The 21,746-nt window shown below is 68.4% G+C and carries 20 protein-coding genes; 2 read left to right on the forward strand and 18 right to left on the reverse strand.

The genetic code is table 11. From position 1 onward, the window contains the following. The 7 genes from VSO01S_RS27760 to VSO01S_RS20905 form a co-directional block, all read right to left on the reverse strand. On the reverse strand, window positions 1-241 hold a 241-nt coding region (locus VSO01S_RS27760; protein WP_068644730.1), incomplete at its 3' end, for a hypothetical protein. 9 nt (window positions 242-250) lie between these two features. Next, window positions 251-1,018, reverse strand: a complete 768-nt coding sequence (locus VSO01S_RS20880) for a DUF2092 domain-containing protein (RefSeq protein WP_068644731.1) — start codon at window positions 1,016-1,018, stop codon at window positions 251-253. Between the two features lie 37 nt (window positions 1,019-1,055). Further along, window positions 1,056-1,607 carry an OmpA/MotB family protein gene (locus VSO01S_RS20885; protein WP_068644732.1) on the reverse strand — a complete coding sequence of 184 codons (552 nt, stop codon included), beginning with the start codon at window positions 1,605-1,607 and terminating at the stop codon, window positions 1,056-1,058. Between the two features lie 43 nt (window positions 1,608-1,650). Then, window positions 1,651-2,541: a hypothetical protein gene (locus tag VSO01S_RS20890; RefSeq protein WP_153305348.1), complete on the reverse strand. Its 891-nt coding sequence runs from the start codon at window positions 2,539-2,541 to the stop codon at window positions 1,651-1,653. Window positions 2,542-2,721: 180 nt separating this feature from the next. Then, window positions 2,722-3,060, reverse strand: coding sequence for a response regulator (locus VSO01S_RS20895; RefSeq protein WP_218002370.1), 339 nt, complete (start codon window positions 3,058-3,060; stop codon window positions 2,722-2,724). A gap of 251 nt (window positions 3,061-3,311) precedes the next feature. Further along, window positions 3,312-5,873, reverse strand: coding sequence for a response regulator (locus VSO01S_RS20900; RefSeq protein ID WP_153305349.1), 2,562 nt, complete (start codon window positions 5,871-5,873; stop codon window positions 3,312-3,314). Between the two features lie 179 nt (window positions 5,874-6,052). Next, window positions 6,053-7,129, reverse strand: coding sequence for a helix-turn-helix transcriptional regulator (locus tag VSO01S_RS20905; protein ID WP_153305350.1), 1,077 nt, complete (start codon window positions 7,127-7,129; stop codon window positions 6,053-6,055). 126 nt (window positions 7,130-7,255) lie between these two features. On the opposite strand from VSO01S_RS20905, the gene VSO01S_RS20910 reads away from it, so the two are divergent. Next, window positions 7,256-7,546: a hypothetical protein gene (locus VSO01S_RS20910; RefSeq protein WP_068644737.1), complete on the forward strand. Its 291-nt coding sequence runs from the start codon at window positions 7,256-7,258 to the stop codon at window positions 7,544-7,546. A gap of 220 nt (window positions 7,547-7,766) precedes the next feature. Here VSO01S_RS20910 and VSO01S_RS20915 read toward each other — a convergent pair whose 3' ends face one another. Beyond that, a complete protein-coding gene (locus VSO01S_RS20915) occupies window positions 7,767-8,363 on the reverse strand; it encodes a hypothetical protein (RefSeq protein ID WP_153305351.1) in 597 nt (198 codons plus the stop codon). Between the two features lie 50 nt (window positions 8,364-8,413). After that, on the reverse strand, window positions 8,414-9,970 hold the full coding sequence (locus VSO01S_RS20920) for a DUF1254 domain-containing protein (protein ID WP_068644739.1): 1,557 nt from the start codon (window positions 9,968-9,970) through the stop codon (window positions 8,414-8,416). A gap of 322 nt (window positions 9,971-10,292) precedes the next feature. Here VSO01S_RS20920 and VSO01S_RS20930 point away from each other — a divergent pair, with 322 nt between their 5' ends. After that, entirely contained in the window at window positions 10,293-11,366 is a 1,074-nt protein-coding gene (locus VSO01S_RS20930) for an alpha/beta fold hydrolase (RefSeq protein WP_068644741.1), read from the forward strand. A gap of 13 nt (window positions 11,367-11,379) precedes the next feature. On the opposite strand, the gene VSO01S_RS20935 is transcribed toward VSO01S_RS20930, so the two are convergent. From VSO01S_RS20935 to VSO01S_RS20975, 9 genes are all read right to left on the reverse strand, one after another. Then, the gene (locus VSO01S_RS20935) at window positions 11,380-12,807 is read right to left on the reverse strand and encodes an amidohydrolase (RefSeq protein WP_068644742.1); all 1,428 of its coding nucleotides are present in this window, start codon (window positions 12,805-12,807) and stop codon (window positions 11,380-11,382) included. Window positions 12,808-12,841: 34 nt separating this feature from the next. Continuing rightward, window positions 12,842-14,272: a YlbE family protein gene (locus VSO01S_RS20940; protein ID WP_068644743.1), complete on the reverse strand. Its 1,431-nt coding sequence runs from the start codon at window positions 14,270-14,272 to the stop codon at window positions 12,842-12,844. Window positions 14,273-14,306: 34 nt separating this feature from the next. Further along, on the reverse strand, window positions 14,307-15,857 hold the full coding sequence (gene fdrA, locus VSO01S_RS20945; RefSeq protein WP_068644744.1) for an acyl-CoA synthetase FdrA: 1,551 nt from the start codon (window positions 15,855-15,857) through the stop codon (window positions 14,307-14,309). After that, on the reverse strand, window positions 15,842-16,801 hold the full coding sequence (locus VSO01S_RS20950) for an oxamate carbamoyltransferase subunit AllH family protein (RefSeq protein ID WP_068644745.1): 960 nt from the start codon (window positions 16,799-16,801) through the stop codon (window positions 15,842-15,844). The genes fdrA and VSO01S_RS20950 overlap by 16 nt, the downstream gene beginning before the upstream one ends. Before the next feature lie 6 nt (window positions 16,802-16,807). Then, on the reverse strand, window positions 16,808-18,037 hold the full coding sequence (locus tag VSO01S_RS20955; RefSeq protein ID WP_068644746.1) for an ankyrin repeat domain-containing protein: 1,230 nt from the start codon (window positions 18,035-18,037) through the stop codon (window positions 16,808-16,810). Window positions 18,038-18,042: 5 nt separating this feature from the next. Continuing rightward, entirely contained in the window at window positions 18,043-18,861 is an 819-nt protein-coding gene (locus tag VSO01S_RS20960) for a cysteine hydrolase family protein (protein ID WP_084242013.1), read from the reverse strand. A 52-nt stretch (window positions 18,862-18,913) separates the two neighbouring features. Then, on the reverse strand, window positions 18,914-19,837 hold the full coding sequence (locus tag VSO01S_RS20965) for an ABC transporter permease (RefSeq protein WP_068644747.1): 924 nt from the start codon (window positions 19,835-19,837) through the stop codon (window positions 18,914-18,916). After that, complete coding sequence (locus VSO01S_RS20970; RefSeq protein ID WP_245684277.1) at window positions 19,834-20,955, reverse strand: ABC transporter permease; 1,122 nt, start codon at window positions 20,953-20,955, stop codon at window positions 19,834-19,836. The genes VSO01S_RS20965 and VSO01S_RS20970 overlap by 4 nt, the downstream gene beginning before the upstream one ends. Before the next feature lie 17 nt (window positions 20,956-20,972). Then, a partial coding sequence (locus tag VSO01S_RS20975) for an ATP-binding cassette domain-containing protein (RefSeq protein WP_153305352.1) occupies window positions 20,973-21,746 on the reverse strand: 774 nt, incomplete at its 5' end.

Here is a 21,746-nt window from a genome sequence, read left to right on the forward strand (position 1 = left end):
TGGCGGCTGCCGCCGTGGCCGCGGCGGCGGTCGTCGCAACCGCGGCTGTTCTTGCGAACTCGACCTCGCGGTAGGCGGACCTGCGCGCGACGCCTGCGAAGCTCAGGGGCGTCATGGGCATGCCGATGAGCGCATCGGCAGTGGACACCAGCCTGAAGCTGGCGGGGCCCGCGTGCGGGTCCAGCATCCACGCGCCCGCCGCCACGGCAGTCAGCAACAGGGCTTTGAGGGAAGGCTTCATGGGGTACTCCTACTTCCTGGGTGCAGCCGCGGTCGCACTGACGGGCAGGATGTCGACCTTCTGCGAGTTCGGGGGCGCCGTGTAGCGGAAGAATGACTCGGGCACCTTGGGCTCGAGGTTCCATTTCCTCAAGGTCACCGCGAACGTGGGCATGCTCGCCATCGACTTCGTGGTGATGACGTACTTCAGCGGAAGCGGCTGGTCGCCGTCCTTCACCCACACCTGCAGGTCGACATCGGGACCGCGCAAGGCGAGCTGCGTTGCCTTCTGCCCGGCGACGAGGCTGGGCCCGACGATGAAGGCTGCCTGCAGGTCCTGCGTCAGGCGCTCGTACGCATTGGAGGCCAGCAGGTCCGACGCCGGCGCGACGAGGTTCACCTGCTCGCGGGCGAAGTCGAGTGCCGCATCCAGCGTGGTGGGTGCCGGCACCGTTGCATAGTGCTGCGTGCTGGGCATCGAGACCGTCAGCGACGCGCCGTCGTAGTAGAGCACCTGGCGCTGGCTGTCGCCCATTCTCTCCGCGCGCAGCCGGTCCGGCCTTCGAACCGTCGTCCGGGCGGCACTGTCGAATTCCAGCTTCTGGCCGGAGGTCAGGACCACCTCCAGCGTGTTGTCGCTCTCCACGCTGAAGCGCTGGAGGGAGCCGAGGTACTCCATGGAGCGCCGCAGCAGCCGCGTGGCCTCCGGGTCGATACCCGCAGGCTGCGCAAGCGCTTGCTGCGCGCAAAGCGGCAGCACCAGGCTGGCAAAGAGTAGGAAGAGCTTTCGATGGATCATGGCAAGTCCTTGCGCTGTGGGGCGAATCGGCATGCCGCTACGGCCGGCTGGCCGCCGAGATGACGATCTCGACGCGGCGGTTCTTCGCCTTGCCCTCGCGCGTCGTGTTGCTGGCCACCGGCCGCGCTTCGCCGAAGCCTTGCGCCGAGATGGAAGCCTGCGGCACGCCCTTGGAGGTCAGGTAGTGCACGACGTTGTCCGCCCGTGCCGACGAAAGCTCGAGGTTGGACGGGAAGCGCGACCTCAGGGACGGCCCGATGGGCTCGTCGTCGGTGAACCCCTGCACGATGACCTGCTGGCCGGGCAGGTTCGACAACGTCGGCGCGATCTTCGCCAGCGTTTCCTCGCCCTTGCGGCTGAGCGTCCATCCGCCTTCGGGGAAGAGAATCTCGTTGACCATGGTCACCTTCAGCTCGTTCTGCAGCTGGGTCACCTGGGCCTGGGAGGCACTCAGCTCGCTCGACAGCTTCTGGTTCAGGGCCGCGTAGGCATCTGCCCTCTGCACCTCGGTGTTGTAAGTCTTCTGCGTCACGCAGCCCGCTGCCAGCGCCGCGGCGCAAAGGGCCAGGATGAGCTTGTTCGTCTTCATCTAAATCCTCCATCGTGGTTGAAATGAACGCCGCGTGCCCAGGTCACCAGCGGAAAGTGGCCCCGACCATGGGTCCGTTGAAGCTCAGGTCCTGGACCATCGAGCCCGACTTCATGTCGTAGGAGATGTAGCGCCACATGCCGGCGAGCTCGCCCCACGAGAAGGCGTAGCTCACGCCCAGCGCGGCCTGCCACGTGAGCCTGGACTGGCCGGTGCCGACGTCGACGTAGTAGGGCATGCTCCAGCGCTGTGCGCTGTCCAGCGCCACGCGCCCCTTGGCGCCCACCACGGCGTCCCACAGCGTTTCGCTCTGGCTCGCCTGGCCGCTGCGGGAGGTGCTGGCGATGCCGTCCAGTTCGCCGTTGATGTTCCAACCCAGCTTGGGCTTGAGATTGAACATGCGTGCACCGCCCAGCACGTCCAGCGTGAAGCGCTGGTCGGTGGGCACGCGGTAGTAGCCTGCCAGGGTCCACAGCGTGCCCTTCAGGTCCCAGTCGAGGTCGGCCGAGGTGCTCCCCGAGATGGGCGCGCGGTTGATCGTGAAGTCGCGGGTGCCCTGCTTGCTCTCGCCGAGGTCCAGGTACATGAGGTCGGTGAACAAGCCGTAGCGGCCGTTGTTGGCATCGAAGCTGGCCATGAAGGTGAACTTCAAGGCGTCGATGATCTTGTCCGCGTTCACGTCGATGGTGGGTCCGCCGGCCGAGGTGGGCGTACTGGCGGCACCCGAGAGGCTTGGGAAGTAGCCGTAGACCGACAGGCCGTAGCGCCAGGCGCCGGCGTCCTGCGGCGTCTGCGACTGTGCGGCGGCCGCGGCCGGGGCGAGCAGCGCGGCCAGTGCCAAGGCTCGCCAGGCGGCGGCAGGACCAGCCGGAACGCGCCTGCCGCGCATCGGGGCAGTCGCGCTGGCGATGTTGTCGCGGGTCGGATTCGTCATCTTGGGAGTTGCTCGCTGATCTTGGGGATGCGCATCGGCCAACTTGTTCCGGCTGTGGATGCGGGGTGCGTGCGAGTGTGCTGCCAGCGGGCCCTTCGACACATACGACCAAGGTGCTATGTGCGGCAGGCGCCACACGCGCTCGCGCGAGTGGCGGCCCGACGGGAAGGCCCATGCGCCCTACTCCATCGCGCACTCCAGCGCGCGGTACAGCTCTTCCAAGCTGAACGGCTTGTGGAGCACGGCGACGGCGCCGAATCGCGCGAGCCGCGCATTCGGCTCGTGGCGGCCGTACGAGGTAGTGAAGACCGTCGGGCAGTCCCGCCCGGCGGCGATCAGCGCCTCCTTGAGCGCGATGGTGCCGATCCCGGGCATATCGGCGTCGAGCACCAGGCACGCCTGCTGCACCGGCGCTTCGCATGCCAGGAGCGCCTCCACCGTGGCGAAGGCCTCGACCTCGAACCCCGCCAGCCGCATGGCCCGCGCGAGCGCCCGGCGCACCGATGCATCGCCTTCCACGAGCAGTACGCGCTTGCACGGGCGAGGCGAGACAGGCATTGTGCGACTGTCCTTGCACTTGTCGAAGCGCGGTATCCGACCTTGGTGCTACAGGTTTGTCAGGGCTGGGCGCGGCGCATGACCTGACGGGCGGTGATCGGGCGCGATGCCCTACTTGGGAAACATGAACTGGGCCTGCACGCCGTAGACCCACGGGCTTTCGTGGTCAAGGTGCAGCACGACTGCAGTCGGCCTTCTCCGGCCCGAAGAGTTCATGCCCCGGCGTCTGCTTTCGAGGCCTGACGCGCGCCTTCGCCGTTGCCCTCGATGTACACGTGCTGGGCCATGCGCACCAGATCGGCGACCGAGTTGGCGCCCATCTTCTCCATCATTCGTGCGCGGTGGATCTTCACCGTGCTTTCGGCAATGCCCAGCCGATCGGCGATGAGCTTGTTGAGAAGGCCCGCAGACACCAGCTTGAACACGTGCCCCTCGCGCGGCGTCAGGGAGGCATGCCGGGCCAGGATGGCAGCATCCCGGCAGCGATCGCGATGGTCCACGCGGTTCCTCGCAATGGCTTCGGCGACGGCGGCAAGCAGCTCCGTTCTCTGGAACGGCTTTGCCAGGAAGGAAACCGCCCCGGCCTTGATCGCGTGCACGGTCGTCGGAATGTCGGCATCGGCGCTCATGAACACGATCGGCCAGCGCACGTCGGAGCGCGCCAGCCTCGCCTGAAGCTCCAGGCCGGTCGTTCCGGCCATGCGCATGTCGCTCACGATGCAGGCCACATCGGCCCGCGGCGCGCGCTCGAAGAAGGCCTGTGCATTGGCGTATGCCTCGACCCGATAGCCCTGGGTCTGCAGCTGGCGCGCCAGCGCCCTGCGCACGGCATCGTCGTCGTCGATGATGAACACCGCCTCTTCGGCGGCCGGCGCCGGCAGCGCAGCAGGCAGGAACCGTATGACCGCCTGGCGCGCTGGCAACTCGACCCGGAAGGTGGAACCCACGCCTTTTTCCGACTGCACCGACAGCACGCCCCCATGATTGTCGATGACCGTCTGGCTGATCGACAGGCCCAGCCCCAGGCCTTGCGGCTTGGTGGTGAAGAAGGGCTGGAAGATCCGCGCCTGTGTCGAGGGGTCCATGCCGGCCCCGCTGTCGATGACCTCGATGCGCACGCCGGCTTCGGACGCACCGGCGCACACTTCGACCTTGCGCGAGCACGGGTCCTGGCCGGCCACGGCATCCAGCGCGTTCAGCAGGAGATTGACCAGGACCTGCTGGATCTGGACCCGGTCGCCCACGATTTCCGGAAGGGGCTGCGAGGCCCGCAGGGCGATCTCGACACCTCTTTGCATTGCCTCGGGCTTGACCGAGCCCACGGCTTCGGCCAGCAAGGCGCCCAGGTCGAACTCGGTGCGATCCGCTTCCCCCTGGCGCAGGAAACGCCGCAGCTTGTGGATCATCTCGCCGCCACGACGGCTGTCCGCCACGATGTCCGAGACCGTCGCGCGCAGTTCGTCCAGGTCGGGCACGGGGGCATTGAGCAGTTCGACTGCCGTCTGCGCATTGGAGAGGCTGGCGGCCAGCGGCTGGGCCAGCTCATGCACCAGCGACGCCGCGAACACCCCCATGCTGCGGATGCGAGCCGCCTGGGCGGCGTGAGCCTGCGCGCTGCGTTCGCGGCGCTCGGACTCTCGCCGCGCAAGGACGAGTGCAAAGGCCTCGCCGACGAACTGCACGCGCGACACCAGTTCGCGGGGCCAGGCGGGGCGCGCGCCGACCGTGGCCACCGAAAGCGCGCCCGCGACGCAGCCCGATAGTTTCAACGGCACGAAGATGGCGGCGCCGATGCCCAACTCGCGCAGCGCGCGCAGATCGGTGGCCGCTTCGAGGGGGAGGTCGGCATGCCTGGCAAAGCACACGCAAAGGCCGCGCTCGAGTTGGGCGGCGATCCACGGGGCCCGTGGCATCTGCAGGCCACCCGGCGGTGCGGATACGCCGTCGGCCAGCCACCGGTGCGTCTTCTGGAAAAGGCCCTGCGCCCGCACGAACTGCCACAGGGTTGCCCTGTCGGCTCGGCATGCGCGCGCAACGTCTGCGAGCCCCTCCTCTACCACGTCGTCCTGTCGCGCGAGGGGCGCCTCGATCAGGGTCCGAAGGATGTCGGTCGCCTTGCGCTCGAACCCGAGTGCGGTTTCCAGTTCCTCTCGCGTATCCCTGTGTACAAGGGCGCCGGCGACCACGTCCGCCAGGATCCTGGTGCACTGGATCAGCGCGTCGGGCCACTCGCGTTCGCGACTCAGGTGCGAGAAGACGAGCGCACCTTTCAATTGCCCGGTCGCCACCAGGGGCAGGATCAGGCACGCCTTGACTCCGCGGACTTCGAACGACGACCTGTCGATGGCTGCTTCTGCCGGCAGGTCTTCCATCCTCGAGATGGCCACAAGCTGGCCACCATGGATCGTGGCCATAAGCCAGGGGAACTCGTCGGCGACCGATGCAGGCACCTGCCATGCCTCGGGGCCGACCGTCCACGCGCGCACGGCCCGCAAGGAACCCGACGAAAGGCTGATCATCAGGCAACGGTCCACCCCCGCCATTTCCAGGAACTGCGACAGCGCGTTCGTGACGACCTGGTCGAACACCTGGACCGACGGGTCCAGCAGCCGCGCGGCCAGCCCGGCCAGCCATTCGCCGAAAGAGCGCGCCTGCGCGGGCTGCCCCCGGGTCACCAGCGATCGAGCGGCGACGGATGCTCGGGAGATGCCGCGCGGTTCGCCGGTGGGGGCCCGTGCATCGGCCCAATGCGCGGCCGAATGATCTCCGGTCAAGATCGAATTCAAAGACACCTCTTCATGCACCGGCCACTTGTAGTTATCGGCCCCCTCATGCTGGCCTGCGGCACGGATGCTCCCCGCTATGGTGCGAAGACTAGAGAGAAGCGGACCGACTGACCACTCATTTTGCGCCAGGACGCGGGCATGCGAAGCCCGCGGCGCCTGGCGCACGGTCAGCAGGCCGCCCGAAATTCGTGGGGCGCCAATCCCGTGGCCTTTCGGAAGGCCCGGGCGAAGTTGGCGGGGCTCGAGTAGCCGAAGTCCGTCGCAATCCTGGTGATCGACGCCGTGGAGCTGCGCAGCAGTTCCTTGGCGCGCTGCATGCGCACGCCGTTGACCAGTTCCCGGAAATCGGCCCCACAGTCGCGCCGAAGCATCCGCTGCAAAGTGCGCACGCTGGTGTCGAGTGCCCGCGCGGTGCTGTCGATCGACACGGTTCCGGTCACGACCTGCGCCCGGATCTGCGCGATGAGCACCCCCTGGAAACTGTCCAGATGGTCCGCTTCCCCGAGACCGCGGGCCACATCCTCGATCGTGACCAGGCGCGAGGCCGGGCGCTCCTTGCTGCGGCAGGCCAGCAGGCGCGCGTCGAAGCACAGCGTGACCGCATCGGCGTCGAAGCGGACGGGGCACCCGTACACATCCTCGAAGAGCGCCGTTGTGGCGGGACGGGGAATGTCCAGTTCGACCCATTGCGGACGGAGGTCCGGAGGAAGGTAGGCATGCAGCATGCTGAGAATGACGGATGCGGTGCCGTTTGCCACGTGCAGATAGCCTGGGCGCCCTCGCATGGCGTTGAAGAAGCTGACCCGCGCGATGCCCGCCTCGACCGCGACATGCATCCGGTCGCCCCGGCTGTGGTAGCGCAGCGCAGAGACGGCTCGCCCAAGTGCGCCCCCCAGTGTCTCGGCGGCCAGGAGGTACTCCCCCCAGAGGCCATACTCGGACAGCGATTGCTCCGACGCGACGACCAGGCCGAAGTTGATCTCGCCGGAGCGCCGCTCGACCTCCCACAGGAAGTCGACCATGGTGGCCTGCGGGATGAAGCATTCATGCCCCTCCAGCAGTTCGATGTCCAGCATGACAGCCTGCTTGGCCTGCCTCAGTATCTTTTCGCCGAACGAATGCCGGACCAGCGCGGACACGCCGGCAATGGCAGTGGCCGAGATCACCGGGGCCAAAGTGGCGGCTGCGACATGCGGCAACCGGACCCGCGGCCCTGGCGTGAAATGAGTGGCGCCTTGATTCACTTGCCTCTAGCCTTTCGCATGGTCAGTGAGAGCAACTGGATGTCCGCTTGCCTCCATGCAAGCTAGACAGGACCGAACGTGAACGCCCGGATACTACAGACATCATTCATCGCAAGCCTCGGCCTGATGGCCGTCGCCTGCGCGCCGACGGCGCCGCCGGCGACCATCGCCGGCTACAAGCCGCCGGCCATGTTTGCAGGCTTTTTGTCGCCGCAAGCCGCGCGCACCGGCTGCATCGACGCGGTCGCCCGCTACTACAAGGTGGCGCGCGAGGATGTGGCGCCGACCAGCGACCAGCAGTCCATGCAGGACGGCTTCTATGTCGTCACGCTGAGTGCGGCGGGCCAGGCGCGGCCGGTCAATTGCACGGTGGACGACAACGGCAACGTCTCCGGGGTCGTCCCGGCCCCTCGATGAAGCGGCTGTGCCGGCCGCTTCCGAGCCATTCAAGACAGTACACAAGGAGTCCTCCCATGCGCAGCAGTCGCATCCTGCCCTCCCTCCTGGCGGCGCTAGGCTTTGCCGGCTGCGGGCAGCGCGGGACCTACGTCGTGATCTGCCCGGAGAACGGTTCGAGCTGCTTCCCTGCAGGCTCGCGCGTGGGCCTCCTGCGATAGGTCTTTGCCGACCCGCCCGCTCAGCGGTGATGCCCCACTGCGGCGCGGTGCACGTAGAAGGTCACCGGCGCCGACTCGATCAGCACACTTCCCTGGGCGTCGATGACGGCCAGCTGCAGGGTATGCGCGGTGCTCTCGGCGGCCGCGCCGTCCCAGTCGGAGGCACTGAGCTGGATGGTGGAGGCGCCGTAGTCGCGCGCCAGCACGTGCCCGTCCAGCTTGAGCTGGAAGCGATCGCCGGCGCCGGCACGCAGCGAGGGCACGGCACGCGCCACCACCTGGAAGCTGCCGGTGTTGGAATGGATGGTGGCTCCGCCGGCCGGCGACGCGATCGCGAGCGACCGGTAAGGCGGCGGCGCCGCAGCCGGCGTGGATGGCAGCGCTGCCGGCTGTGGCGTGTCGATCACGTTCGGGGCCGTCAGCTCGATGCGGGTCGCACCCGGCGCGGGCCGGTCGGAGAACACCGGGCCTGCCTTGTCGTGCGACTCGTACACCGGCGCGGCAGCAGGGCTCTGCGCGGATGCGGGATCGGCAGCCTGTGCGCGGGACGGCTGCGGTTCAAGCAACCCTGCCGCGCAGCCGAGCGCCAGCAGGAAGGTCGGAAGTCTTGAGTTCATTGCAGTCACTGGCCCCCAAAGTTCCGGTGACCCGCAGTATGCCGGGCCACTCAATCCACCAATTCGAATTCGCCCGGCCGCCAGGTCTTGTCGAACCAGGGCTGAAGCGGGCCGTACAGGCGCAGGAGCGTGTACCACCCCTTGCCCGGCACGGTCTGGATCCAGTTCGCCTCCTTGCCGGCGGGCGCCTTCGGGCTGAAATACAGATCGATGGACCCATCGGCGTTGGCCACCAATGGGTCGCGCCTGTTGTTCTTGCTCGGAAAGGTCTGCCCGGTCTGAAGTTCGGAGCGGGTCTGCGGGTCGTACACCACCACCGACCAGAAGTCCTTGGCCGGCGCATTCGCCGGGATCCTCAGCTTGTATGCCTTGCTGCCGTCGAGGTAGGCGCCGTTCCTGTCCGTCGCCGCATAGGCGTACTGCGAGCCAAGCCCCACCATCTCGAGCACCATGGCCGGCGTGTTCACGGTGGCCTGGTAGAAGAACAGGGTTCTGGCGTCCATGTTGCGGCCGCCCTTGCCTTCGTCCACCAGCCATTGGTAGCTTCCGCCCACGAACGCCTTCATCCAGGCGCTGCCCGGGTAGTAGCGAGCGTCGTGAAAGCGCGGGCGGAAGCTCAGGGAACGCGCCGTTGCGTTGCCGATGGCGACGGCTTCGACCAGGATCTTCTTCATCCGCTCGTCCGGTGCGAACGGCTTGCCCTTCTCGATGCCGATGGAGGAAAAAATGCCGCGAAGTTCCGGCTCCAGCATCGACACCGGCTCCCGGTCGATCACCGTGTGCAGCTCCTGGTAAAACTCATAGTTGTTGGCGTGGATGGTGTTGAAGAACTTGCGCGAGGCGCTGACGAACTCCATCTTCGGCGGCGTGTTCTTGCTGGCCAGCGGATAGACCTTCAGGTTGCCCTCGAACATCCTGGTGGCTGCGTCCGGCTTGCCGTCCACCAGGAACCCACGCAGGATGAGCCAATTCACGTAGCTGGTGGACCTGGAGACGAAGTAGGTCTGCCCATCGACCACGGCCTCCATACCGCCGACGGGCGGGTGGAGGTCGCCCTTGTAGTCCGGGGGCAGGATCAGGTACTTGCCGCCCTTGCCGCGGTCCGGTCCCGGCGCGCCCATGTCGGTCACGAATCGGAAGTAGGCGTCGTTCACGGTGCCCGGGCCAGATCCCGGCGGAATCTCGACGACGGTCGGGCCGTCCTTCTGCAGGTCGAGGAAGACCGAGCAGTAGACCGTGTCCGTATTGCCGGTCAGCATCAGCGGCGCCGAATCCAGCAGCTTGTCGAAGATCAGTGCCTTGTGCGAGGCATTTGCGCCCATTTCAAGCTGGCCGCGCCGCAGGCCCTCGACCGAAGTCGCCGGGATGCCGTTCAGGAAGGTCTCCACGCCGCGCATCAGGTCGAGGTTGTCGTAGAGCTTGGCGACGGTTTGCGCATCGGGCAAGCCATCGAAGAAGCGCAGCGTGCCCAGTCGGGTCTCGACCCTGTCGGGGGTCATGACCTTCTCTGGAATCTTGTAGTTGTAGCCCGGCGTCTTGTCCTGGGCGAAGGCAACACCGAGCATCAGGGTTGCGGTGGCCATGCCGGTCAGAAACTTGGTGGTCATGTTCGGGTCCCTTGCGTGATCGAATATCGCGAGCGAGTGTCGCGTTTCGCGTCGCGGCCGGGATATACGACCATGGTGCTATGACGAACCCTCCACGGCCGCAGCAGGCAGGACATCCCCCGCAAACATCTCCCTGAGCCTGTTCTTCAGCACATTACCGGCGGCGCCGAGCGGCAGCGAGCTGCTGGCGCAAAACGGCAACTCGGGGGCCTGGAGGTGCTGGGCAGCGCCAAGGTGGACAACGCATGTGGCGACGAAAGCGCGCAACGCCGGCGAATACCGCGCTAAGCTGCGCCCCGCGTTCCGACACAAGGAGACAACCATGGAATTCCGAAAGACGCTCGCCGGCCTGGCGCTCGCCCTGGCATCGGCCCTGGCATCTACCTTGGCCATTGCCGCCGACTACCCCGCCCCGAAGGAAGCCGACTGGACCGCGCGCAATTTCCGCTTCGCCACCGGCGAGACGATGGAAGAGATGCGCATCCACTACACCACCATCGGCGATCCGTCGGGCGAGCCGGTGCTGGTGCTGCACGGCACCACGGGCTCGGGGGCATCGATGCTCAACCCGCAGTTCGCCGGCGAGCTGTTCGGTGCCGGCCAGCCGCTGGATGCACGCCGCTACTTCATCATCCTTCCCGACGCGATCGGCCACGGCAAGTCCGCCAAGCCCTCGGATGGCCAGCGTGCGAGGTTCCCGCGCTACAACTACGACGACATGGTGGCGGCGCAGTACCGCCTCGTCACCGAAGGCCTGGGCATCAAGCGCTTGCGCCTGGTGATCGGCAACTCGATGGGCGGCATGCACACCTGGCTGTGGGGCGTGAAGTACCCCGACGCCATGGACGCGCTGGTGCCCATGGCCTGCCAGCCCACCGAGATGGCCGGGCGCAACTGGATGACGCGGCGGATGCTGATCGACTCGATTCGCAACGACCCCGACTACAACGCCGGCAACTACACGACGCAGCCGAAGGCGGTGCGCTATGCGAACGTGTTCTTCGGCATCACCACCAATGGCGGCTCGCTCGCCTACCAGAAGCAGGCGCCCAACCGCGAGGCCGCCGACAAGCTGGTGGAGCAGCGCATGAATGCGCCCTTCACGGCCGACGCGAACGACTTCCTCTACCAGTGGGACTCCTCGCGCGACTACAACGCCTCGCCAGGCCTGGAGCGCATCCGCGCCGCGCTGCTGGCGATCAACGCGGCCGACGACGAACGCAACCCGCCCGAGTTCGGCATCATGGAGCGAGAACTCAAGCGGGTGAAGAACGGGCGCCTCTACCTGATCCCGGCGAGCGAGGAAACCCGCGGGCACGGCACGACCGGCATGGCGCGGTTCTGGAAGGCGCAGCTGCAGGCGTTCATGCAGGCGAACGAGCGCCGCTCGCCTTGAACGCGAAGCCGGCTCAAACGGCCTTCGGCACCGCGCCGTGCACCAGCCGGCCCTTGTGAAACACGGCATTGCGCACCGGTAGGCGCGCCACCGCTTCGGCCGAGCAGCTGGCCGGCAGAAGGTTGAAGCTGGCCACGTCCCCAGGCTTGGGCCACGCGGGCTCGCCCTTGTCGGACAGCGGCGTGACGAAGCCGGTGGCATAGCCCAGCGTGCGGCTGAGGTCGTATTCAGTGCTGGGGTACTGCAGCCGCGCGATCTCCTGCGCCTTCTGCAGGATGTCGCAGTTGCCGAAGGAGCTCCACCAGTCCATGACGCTGTCGGTGCCGCAGATCACCCGCACGCCCGCCTCGTGCAGCTCGCGCAGGGGCATGGCGCCCTTGCCCAGCGGAACGCCGGTGGCGAGGGTGATGTCCAGCGCCTTCATGCGGGCCGCGAAGTCCTTCAGCTCTTCCTTGGAAAGCGCGGCCAGGCCGTAGGCGTGGCTGAAGGTCACCTTGCCTTGCAGCTGCTTGTTGCGCTCGATGTGGTCCATGAAGCGGTTGAACGCAGGCACGGCGGTTTCGCGCGGCTCGTGGATGTGGACGTCGATGCCGACGTTGAAATCGGTCGCCAGCTGCACCGTGGTGTCGACCGACTTCTCCATCGCATGGTCGAACGAGGTGGGATCGACCCCGCCGACAAAGTCGACGCCGCCCGACTTCAGCGCCTCGCGCATCAGCCCGACGCTGTCGGAGGCCAGCAGGCCGTGCTGCGGAAAGATGATGATGGTCGACTCGAGCGTGTCCTTGAAGCGCGCGAGCGACGCCTTCAGGTGCTCGAGGTTGCCCAGCTTGCTGACCGGGTCGACATTGCAGTGGCTGCGGCACACGGTGGTGCCCTGCGAATGCATGAGGCGGACCATGGCGGCCGTGCGTTCCTCGGCCACCGGAAGAAGCTTGGGCAGCAGTTCCTGCTCCTGGGCGACGCGGTCGGCCCGGCCGCGCTGCGTGGGCAGCGTCGCTTCCCACGGGCCGCCGTAGAAGCTCTTGTCCAGGTGGATGTGCATGTCGCGAAAGGTCGGCAGCATCAGCTGGCCTTGCGCGTCGTACGCCGCTGCGCCCGCCGGCACCGCCGCCTTCGCGTCCAGGATCTCGGCCACCGCGCCGTTGGCGATGCGCAGCGTCTTCAGCTCGGTCTTGGTGCGGGTGATGACCGGCTTGTCGAGCCAGGCCTTTTTCTCCTCGACAAAGCCGGTCTCGAGGCGGACGTTGGCCAGGTAATAGGCATTCGGCAAGGCCTGCACGCTGGCGGCCGGCGTGGTGACCTTGCTCACGTCGATCAAGGATGCGGCGGCCGCCCGGCCAGGCGGCCCCATCAGGCTGGCCCCAAGCGCCAGTCCCCCGGCGCCGGCGCCGCCCATGAAGCCGCGGCGCGAAAGCCCTGACGGTGTGCTGTTGTCCATGGTCCTGTCCTCGAAATGCCTGGCCGGCAAGCTATCACGCCCGCACCTTCGCGGCAAACGCCAGCACCGCCTTCTCGAAGGCCTCGGCCGGTGGGTGCGTGATGCCCGCGCCGATCATGCCGATGCCCGGCTCCTTGTGCGCGATGGCGGTGCTGATCACCGGCAGGATGCCGGTCTGCACCACCTTGCGGATGTCGATGCCGGTGGCAATGCCGCGAAAGTCCAGCAGCGGGATGGTCACGTTCGGGTTGGTGGTGGTGGTGATTTCCGCCATGCTCAGCGAATACGCCACCGCGTCGTCCGCCGTGCCGCCGATCAGCGCCACGATGGCCGGCGCCGCCGCCATCGCGAAGCCGCCCAGCCCGTAGGTCTCGGTGATGGCGCTGTCGCCAATGTCCAGGCCCGAATCCTCCGGCTTGTAGCCCGCGAACATCGGCCCGATCACCGGCTGCGCCGGCCCGGTGAACCAGGTGTTGCCGGCCATGCCGCTCACGCGGATACCGAACTCCACGCCGTTGCGCGCCATGGTGGTGACCACCGTGCTGCCCTCGATGCCGTGCGCCGCGTCGAGCGCGCACTTGCACAGCACCATCCAGGTGGGGCCCGAGAAATAGTCGCTGCTGGCCACGAAGTCGAACACCTCGCGCTTTTGCGCCGTCGGAAAGTCGGTCTCCAGGATGAAGGGCGCCAGCTTCTGGATGAGCAGGCAGGTGCCGGCGTTGTTGCGGTTGTGCGCCTCGTCGCCCATGTGCAGCGCCTGCGACAGCATCAGCCGCAGGTCGATCTCGCCGGCGCGGTCCATGGCCGCGGCCAGGATGGGGCCGAGCACGTCGCGCATCCAGTGGAGGCGCTCGATCACGCTGGCGTCGTTGGCGCCCATGCGCAGGATCTTGGCCATCTGCTCGCTGAGGTTGGTGTAGGCCACGTTGCCGTAGGTGCGGTTGCGCACCACGTGCATGTACATGGAGGCCGAGGTCACGCCCGCCATGGAGCCCACGCACTGGTGCTCGTTGCACGGCGAGAAGGTGATGGCGCCCGAGGCGGCCACCCTGGCGGCCTCGTCCAGGTCCCTGGCCAGGCCCTCGAACACCAGCGCCCCGGTCACCGCACCCTTCATCGCGCCGTTCATGCGCGCCCAGGTGATGGGCGGGCCGGAATGCAGGATGGTGGTCCTGGTCATGCCCGGCACCACGTCGATGGCCTTGGCAAAGCCCACCAGCATGGGCTGCGAGGTGGTGATGCGGCGCACCGCCTCTTCGTTGGCCGCGGCAATGCGCGCCTGCACCTGCGGGTCGTCCAGCCTGTCGAGCGCGGCGATCACCTCGGGCTTGCCGCCGCCCGGCGGGCGCCAGTCGACCTGGGCCACGGCGCCGCCCTGGCGCTGGATGTCGTTCTTGAAGAAGTCGATGCCGACGTTGATGACGCTCACGCCATCCTCGAACAACTGGTGAATGCGGCTGCTCATGACTGTTCGCCTTTCCTTGTCTTGTCTCTTTGCTTCACTTCTTCGCGACGAAGCCGCGCGCCAGCAGGCCCGCGTTGGTGCAGCTGCTGGCAAGCGTCACGCCGGCATCGGTCAGCTTTCGGGTCTGTTCACTGAGCGACGGGGTGTCGTCCTCGGTGCCGAGCACGTAGGCCAGTATCTCGAGGTGCCGCCCTTCGCTGCGGGCCAGCGCCTGGCTTTGCAGGATGGCGGGCAGCGTGACGCCCACCGGGTCCTCGTGCGAGCCGAAGCCCAGGATGAAGTCCAGCACGATCACGCCCACCGAGGGGTCGCGCGCCTCCTGCAGCAGCCGCTCGATGCGCAGCGACGGGTCGATCATCGGGTGCGGCCGGCCGAGGGTGAAGTCGTCGTCGCCAAAGTCGATGAAGGTGTGCTCGCGGCTGCGGCCCACGTCTTCCAGCCGGTACGCCGGGTCCTTGGCGATGTTGCTGTACACGCTCGTGGGAAAGCTCTCGCGCGCCAGCAGCGATAGTTCCTCGCACAGCGTGCCGCCGCACATCAGGCCGCGGATGTACTGCTGCTTCGGCCCGAGCCTGGCGCGCACCTCCTCGATGAGCGGCAGGTTCAGCGCGCGCTTGTTGATCTCGGCCTCCTTCCTGCCGGCCAGGATCACGGCCTGCAGCGCCGCCTCCTTGGTGGTGCGGGCGAAATGGCCGCCGGCCTTCTTCACCGCCTCTTCGGTGCCGCCCAGGAAGCACACCACCACCGGCTTGCCGCATTCGGCCACCGCCGCCAGCACCTTCTTTTCCACGCTCTTGGCCGGCGGCTTGGAGACCAGCACGATCACCTGCGTGGCCGGGTCGTTGGCCAGCGCGCGCAGGCCGTCGAGCATCATGATGCCGCCCACCGCCTCGCTCAGGTCGCGCCCGCCGGTGCCGATCAGCTGCGTGATGCCGCCGCCGAAGTCGTGGATGCGCACGCTCACCTCCTGGCTGCCGGTGCCGGATGCACCCACGATGCCGATGTTGCCCCGGCGCACCGCGTTGGCAAAGCACAGGCCCACGCCGCCGAAGATGGCGGTGCCGCAGTCCGGGCCCATCATCAGCAGGCCCTTGTCGTGCGCCGTCTTCTTCAGCGCGATCTCGTCCTCCACGCTCATGTTGTCGCTGAAGAGCAGCACGTGCAGGTCGCGCTCCAGCGCCGCCCTCGCCTCGCGCGCCGCGTACTCGCCCGGCACGGAGATGATGGCCAGGTTGGCACCTGCCACATGCTCGGCGGCACTGGCCAGCGTGGCATAGCGGATCTCGCCGCCGGCGCCGCCCTTGGGCTTGCCCTGCTTGTCCAGCAGCGCCTCCACCTCGGCCATGGCGCTTTCGCTGCGCTCCTCGCTCGCGGCCTTGACCACGATCAGCAGGTCGCCGTTGCCCGCGGCCTCGACCTCGGGCGTGAGCAGGCCGACGTTGCGCAGCACGCCCTTGTTCATTTCCGTGCCCATGGCGACCACGGCCTGCTCGATCCCTTCGATCTGGTTCGCCTTGGTCGACAGCGACATCAGCGAAACGGAATCGAAGTACGTGTTCTTGCGAACGTTCACCTTGATGGGCATGAGCGCCTTCCTTCGTGAGAGATGTTGAGTTCGAGGCCGCAGCGGACCCCGGCGACGATGTCCGCACCCGACGTGGAGCCGATGGCCAGCACCCGCCGCAATGCCGGCGCCAGGTGCCCCGGCGTGCCGTGCATGAGTTGCCCGATGAGGGCCGCGATGGATTCGCGCACCCGCCCCCGCGCCGCCTGGCGCAGCGCCGCCAGGCTGATGGCATGGGTGGCCCGCGCGGCGCTGCCCAGCACCTCGGCGCCGCCGCCCAGCCAGCCCTGGCAGGGGCTGCCCGCGATGTTGAACACCGCGAACAGGCCGACCAGGAAGTCGTCGCCCGAGGGCGTGAGGCCCGGCCCCAGGCCGAACAGGCTCACGGCATGCCCGCGCGCCGCCGCATGGTCGCCACGCGCCAGCGCATCGGCCAGTTGGGCGGAGCGCTGGGCGAGCATGTCCGCCACCGCCACCTCGAAGGCACTGCCGCCGCGTGGCGGCGCCAGCATGCCGCCGGCCGCATCCAGCCGGTCGAGTTCGGCCTGCAGCCAGCGCAGGTTGGTGCGCAGGCGGCTGCTGTCCGCGGGATAGGCCGGCAGGGTGCACTCCCACGGCGCTGCATCCGCCAACATGATCTGCAGGCGCTCGCCGAGCCAGATGCCCTGTGCGTCGGCCCGCACCGCGTCGCCGCCCGCGATGCCGCATGCGCCGAAGCCGGCCAGGCGCAGGATGGCGGTGTGGGGCGCGTTGTCCATGCCGCGGCAGGCCAGCGTGAACATCTCGCCGCTGCCCCCGTGCTCGACATTGACCACGCGCTCGAACACGCTGTGCACGCGGCCGTTGAAGCCGCCGTGCAGCGCCTGCAGCAAGCCCGTGTCGATGCTCGCGGCGCGCGTCTGCGCCACCACGCCGCGCGCCCTTGCGCCGGGTGCGGTGGTGAGGAGTGCTGCCGCGGCGCCCATGGTGGTTCAGGCCCGGTGGGCTACCGCACCGGCGTTGGAGGCCGCGCGCCCCGGGCCGCGCAGCAGCTCCAGCGAGCGCTCGCGGTGCGCGATGAAGAGCGCATTGGTGGGGTCGACGGCCAGCGCCTGCTCGATGGAAGACAGCGCCTTCTCGTGCCACCCCAGCGAGCGCTGGCTGTTGGCCGCGTGGAACCAGTAGTCGGCACGGCGCGGCTGCTGCGCGAGCAGCACCTCCATCTCGGCGACCGCCTGCTCGTGCCGGTTCAGCTCGCGCAGGTAGTTCGACTTCTGATAGCGGGCAAAGGGCGCGCCGGGCTGCAGCGCAATGGCGGCGTCGAACTCGCGCAGCGCGTCGTCCGCATGCCGCAGACGCCGCAGGCACTGGGCAATGTACGAATGGAACTCGATGGCCTTGGGCTCGCCGTCCAGCGCCTCGCGGTACTGCGCAATGGCGTCTTCGTGGCGGCCCATCTCGCCCAGCAGGTAGCCGCGGTAGTAGTGCAGGTCGAGCGGGTCGCCGTCGAAGGCGCCGCCGTCGCCCAGCATGTCGAGCGCGGCGGCGTAGGACTGGCGGCGGATCAGCTCGCGCACCCGCTCCAGCGGCGGCGGCCCGGGCGGATGCGCGCCGGCCACGCAGATGTGCAGCACCACGTCCTGGTGCTGCGCCTCGGCATGCCAGATGGCCGAGCGGCCGGCGCGGTCGCGCAGGTGGATGTCGGCGCCGGCGGCCACCAGCGTGGCCACCACGTCGGCGAAGAGCCGCCCGCCGTCGCCCAGGATCACCGCCTCCAGCAGCGGCGTCCAGCCGAGGCCGTTGACGTGGTCCACCGGGAGGCCCGCGTCCAGGCACAGCTGCACCGTGCGCAGGTAGCCCTTCTCGGCGGCCGGCAGCAGCGGGCTGGCGCCGAAGCGGTTCAGGCTGCGCAGGTCGGCGCCGCCGTCCATGGTGGCGCGGAAGATCGCGTCGAAGCCGTTGGCGCCCGCGCACAGGTAGGGCGAGAGCATGGTCTCGTCGCGCTGGTTGACGTCGCTGCCGGCCTGGATCAGGCGCTGCGCAATCGCCACGTGGTTGGCCTGCGTGGCCGCCATGAGCGCGGTGCGCCCGCGCGCGTCCTGCCAGTCGAGCGGGGCGCCGCCCTTGAGCAGGCGCTCCACCGCGCGGGCGTCGCCGCGCTCGGCCGCCGACAGCAGGTCCGCGCCCGGATGCGCCAGATGGTCCTGAACTTGCGCCGCCATGCCGCTCACTCCTGGCGGGTGCGCAGTGCGTTGATCACGTGCTCGGAGTTGCTGACGAAGCCGAAGCACTTCTTCACGTTCCACACGGTGGCTTGCGAGCAGAAGTCGGGCGAGGTGGTGGCGCAGCAGTCTTCCAGCATCACGCAGCCGTAGCCGAGGAAGTTGGCGTCCTGCAGCGAGCACATCACGCACTGGTCGGTGTTGACGCCGGCGAACAGCAGGCTCCTGATGCCCATGTTGCGCAGGATGCTGTCCAGCGGCGTGTCCCAGAAGCCGCTGATGCGGTACTTGTCGACGCAGATGTCGTCGGGGTGCTTTTCCAGCTCGTCCACCACGGCGGCGGCCCAGCTGTCCTTTTCCAGCACCTTGGCGCCGTGGCCCGGCAGCGCCTCGCCCAGGCCGATGCCCACGCCGTGCGGCTTGTACAGGTGCAGCTGGTTGGGCGGCATGTTCTTCAGGTCGGGCCGGTTGCCCCAGTTCACCCAGATGACCGGCACGCCGGCCGCGCGCAGCTGCGGCATGAGCCGCTGCAGCGGGCCGATGGGGGCGCGGTCGGGCGTGTAGTCCACGCCCAGGTGGTCGACCCAGCCGCGCTCGGCGCAGAAGTCGTTCTGCATGTCGATGACGATCAGCGCGCTGCGGCGCAGGTCGATGGTCACCGTCTGCGGCTCCGCATGGAAAGTGAGCGGCAGCGGAGCCGGGCCTGGCGCCGACATGTCCACATGCGCGGCGTTCACGCGCCACTTGTAGTTGGCGCCGCCCGAGCCCAGCTCGAACAGCTGCTCGCTGGCGGCTTGCGACGGAAGGGATGCGTTCGTGCTCATGCTTGTTGTCTCCGCGTTGAAATCGTTGTGATGGTCGAAAAAGATGGGCGGCCTAGCCGCCGCGCCTGAAGGCCAGCGTGAGCGCGGAAGGCTGGCGGCTGGTGCCGACAAAACCCGCCACCGCGAACAGCGCCAGCACGTAGGGCAGCATCAGCAGGAGCGCCACCGGCACGTCCAGCTTCATCGTGGGCACCAGGAACTGCAGCGCCGTCGCGAAGCCGAACAGCAGGCAGGCGGCCAGCGTCTTCCACGGGTTCCAGCCGCCGAAGATCACGGCGGTGATGGCCAGGTAGCCGGCGCCCTTGGTCATGCCCTCGGTGAAGGTGTTGCTGTCGGCCACCGACATGAAGGCGCCGCCCAGGCCGGCCAGCGCGCCGGCATACAGCACGCCCAGGTAGCGGGTGCGGGTGACGTTGATGCCCGCCTGGTCGGCCGCGCGCGGGTCCTCGCCCACGGCGCGCACCGCCAGCCCGAACGAGGTGTACTTCAGCAGCGCCCAGGTCAGCACCACCAGGCCGAAGGCGAGGTAGGTGAGCCCGGTCTGGTTGAACAGCGCGGGGCCGATCACCGGGATGTCGGAGAGGCCCGGCACCGCCACCTTGCCGAAGCCGGGGATGGTGTCGCGCGACAGCGGCCCGAAGATCTCCCGGTACAAGAAGGTGGTGGCCCCCAACGCAAGGATGTTGAAGCCGATACCCACCACCAACTGGTTGGCGCGCAGCGTGACGCTGAGAATCGCCTGGAAGAAGGCGAACACCAGGCTGGCCATGACGCCCACCAGCAGCCCCACCATGGGCGACTTGGTGAGCCATGCGGCCAGCGCAGCGGCAAAGGCGGCGGTGAGCATCATGCCGTCCAGGCTCAGGTTGAGCACGCCGGCGCGCTGGCTCAGCAGCTCGCCCGAGCCCGCGAGCAGGATGGGCATGGCCAGGCGCAGGCCCGAGCCGATGAAAACGGCGAGTTGGTCTTCGGTCATTTTCTTCCCGCTTTCTTGTCGACCAGCCAGGTGGAACCGGCCACGGCAATCACGATCAGGCCCTGGCAGATCAGCACCACGGCGGCCGGCACCTGCGCGCTGATCTCCATCGCGATGCTTCCCGAGCGCAGGAACCCGAACAGCAGCGCCCCCACCACCACGCCCAGCGGCGAGCCGCGCGACAGCAGCCCCACCACCAGCCCATCGAAGCCGTAGCCCGACGAGAAGTCGTTGGTGAGGTAGTGGTTCTGCCCCTGGATGAGCACCGCGCCCGCCAGGCCGCCCAGCCCGCCGGCCACCGCCATGGCCACGATGACCAGGCGCCCGGTCTGGATGCCGGCGCGGCGCGAGGCCGAATCGTTCAGGCCCACGGCGCGCAGCTTCAGCCCCAGCGCGCTGCGCCCCAGCAGCACCCAGATGACGGCCACCGCCGCCACGAACAGCAGCAGGCCGATGTGCATGGGCGAGGTGGGGTCGTCGGGGAACAGCATGGGCAGCTGCGTCTGCGCCGCGATCTCGGCCGACTCGGGCAGCGACGACACCTCGGTCATCGGCTTGCGCAAGAGGCGCACCGACTCGACCGACCAGTACACCACCGGCAGCGCGATGAAGGTGAGCAGCAGCGTGGTGATGACCTCGTTGGTGCCGCGCCAGGCCTTGAGCCAGCCGGCGACCCCGCCCCACAGCGCGCCGGCGACCGCGCCCGCCACCAGCGGCAGCACGAAGGCCAGGCCGAAGGGCAGGCTCGCCGCGCCGTGCAGCGCGACCGCGGTGGCGATCATCCCGCCGATGGCCAGCTGCCCCTCGCCGCCCACGTTGGTGAGGTTGGCCCGGTTGGCGAAGATGAAGCCCAGCCCGACGAAGCCCAGGCTGATGGCCCGGTTGATGGAAGCGCCGACGTTGAAGCCGCTGCCCGCCATGCCGTCCCAGAAGGCTTCCATGGCGTCGCGCACCGAGCTGCCCGTGGTGGCGATGATGAGCAAGCCGATGAGCAGCGCCGCGGCCGTCGCGACCACCGGCACGGCGATCTTGAGCAGCGTGCCCGGTGCCAACCGGCGCGGGCCGGATGCGGGCGACTGGACGGGCTGCATGGTCAATGTGGAGGATTGCCTGTTCATGTGCGTGTCCCTGTGGCTCAAGCGTGTCCGGACATCATGGAACCGATGGCCTCGCGGTTGGCCGCGGTGGCCGCCATCTCGCCGACGATGCGCCCGCGGTACATCACGGCCACGCGGTCGGACACGGCGATCAATTCGTTGAGCTCGCTGGAGATCAGCAGCACGCCCAGGCCGCGGTCGCGCGCCGCCTGGATGCGGCTGTACACCGCCTCCACCGCGCTCACGTCCAGGCCCCGGGTGGGCTGCGCCGCCAGCAGCAGCTTGAGCGGCGACAGCGTCAGCTCGCGGGCGAGCACCGCCTTCTGCTGGTTGCCGCCCGAGAGGCTGGACATGGGCGCGTCGGCATTGCTCGCACGCACGTCGAACTCGCGCATCAGCGCGGTCGCTTCCTTCTTCATGGCGGCGCGGTCGAGCAGGCCGAAGCGGCTGAAGCGCTTCGTGGCGCCCAGGAACATGTTCTCCGCAATGCTCAGCTCCGACACCACCGCCACCGCATGCCGGTCCTCGGGCACGATGCCCACGCCGGTGGCGGTGATCTCGCTCGGGCTGGCCGCGGTCAGGTCCGTGCCGTCGACCACGATGCTGCCTGCGCTGGCGCGCTCCAGGCCGGCCAGGATCGCGCCCAGCTCGCTCTGGCCGTTGCCTTCGACGCCGGCAATGCCGACCACTTCGCCCCGCCGCACCTGCAGCGTGACGTCGTCCAGCCGCGTGACGCCGGCCGCGTCCTTGAAGCTCACGCCCTTGAGCTCGAGCGCCGGCGGGCCGCCCTTGGCACCCGCGGTGGGCCGCGG

This window comes from Variovorax soli NBRC 106424, from assembly GCF_001591385.1.
Classification (GTDB): Bacteria; Pseudomonadota; Gammaproteobacteria; order Burkholderiales; family Burkholderiaceae_C; genus Variovorax; species Variovorax soli.

Excerpts from the sequence above, each read along its gene's own strand:
- VSO01S_RS20950 (WP_068644745.1), bottom strand. The coding sequence starts at position 16,801 with ATGGGCGCCGCGGCAGCACTCCTCACCACCGCACCCGGCGCAAGGGCG.
- VSO01S_RS20960 (WP_084242013.1), bottom strand. The coding sequence starts at position 18,861 with ATGAGCACGAACGCATCCCTTCCGTCGCAAGCCGCCAGCGAGCAGCTG.
- VSO01S_RS20920 (WP_068644739.1), bottom strand. The coding sequence starts at position 9,970 with ATGACCACCAAGTTTCTGACCGGCATGGCCACCGCAACCCTGATGCTC.
- VSO01S_RS20885 (WP_068644732.1), bottom strand. The coding sequence starts at position 1,607 with ATGAAGACGAACAAGCTCATCCTGGCCCTTTGCGCCGCGGCGCTGGCA.
- VSO01S_RS20915 (WP_153305351.1), bottom strand. The coding sequence starts at position 8,363 with ATGAACTCAAGACTTCCGACCTTCCTGCTGGCGCTCGGCTGCGCGGCA.
- VSO01S_RS20940 (WP_068644743.1), bottom strand. The coding sequence starts at position 14,272 with ATGAGCAGCCGCATTCACCAGTTGTTCGAGGATGGCGTGAGCGTCATC.
- VSO01S_RS20890 (WP_153305348.1), bottom strand. The coding sequence starts at position 2,541 with ATGACGAATCCGACCCGCGACAACATCGCCAGCGCGACTGCCCCGATG.
- VSO01S_RS20910 (WP_068644737.1), top strand. The coding sequence starts at position 7,256 with ATGGCCGTCGCCTGCGCGCCGACGGCGCCGCCGGCGACCATCGCCGGC.
- VSO01S_RS20970 (WP_245684277.1), bottom strand. The coding sequence starts at position 20,955 with ATGAACAGGCAATCCTCCACATTGACCATGCAGCCCGTCCAGTCGCCC.
- VSO01S_RS20955 (WP_068644746.1), bottom strand. The coding sequence starts at position 18,037 with ATGGCGGCGCAAGTTCAGGACCATCTGGCGCATCCGGGCGCGGACCTG.
- fdrA (WP_068644744.1), bottom strand. The coding sequence starts at position 15,857 with ATGCCCATCAAGGTGAACGTTCGCAAGAACACGTACTTCGATTCCGTT.
- VSO01S_RS20930 (WP_068644741.1), top strand. The coding sequence starts at position 10,293 with ATGGAATTCCGAAAGACGCTCGCCGGCCTGGCGCTCGCCCTGGCATCG.
- VSO01S_RS20965 (WP_068644747.1), bottom strand. The coding sequence starts at position 19,837 with ATGACCGAAGACCAACTCGCCGTTTTCATCGGCTCGGGCCTGCGCCTG.
- VSO01S_RS20935 (WP_068644742.1), bottom strand. The coding sequence starts at position 12,807 with ATGGACAACAGCACACCGTCAGGGCTTTCGCGCCGCGGCTTCATGGGC.
- VSO01S_RS20880 (WP_068644731.1), bottom strand. The coding sequence starts at position 1,018 with ATGATCCATCGAAAGCTCTTCCTACTCTTTGCCAGCCTGGTGCTGCCG.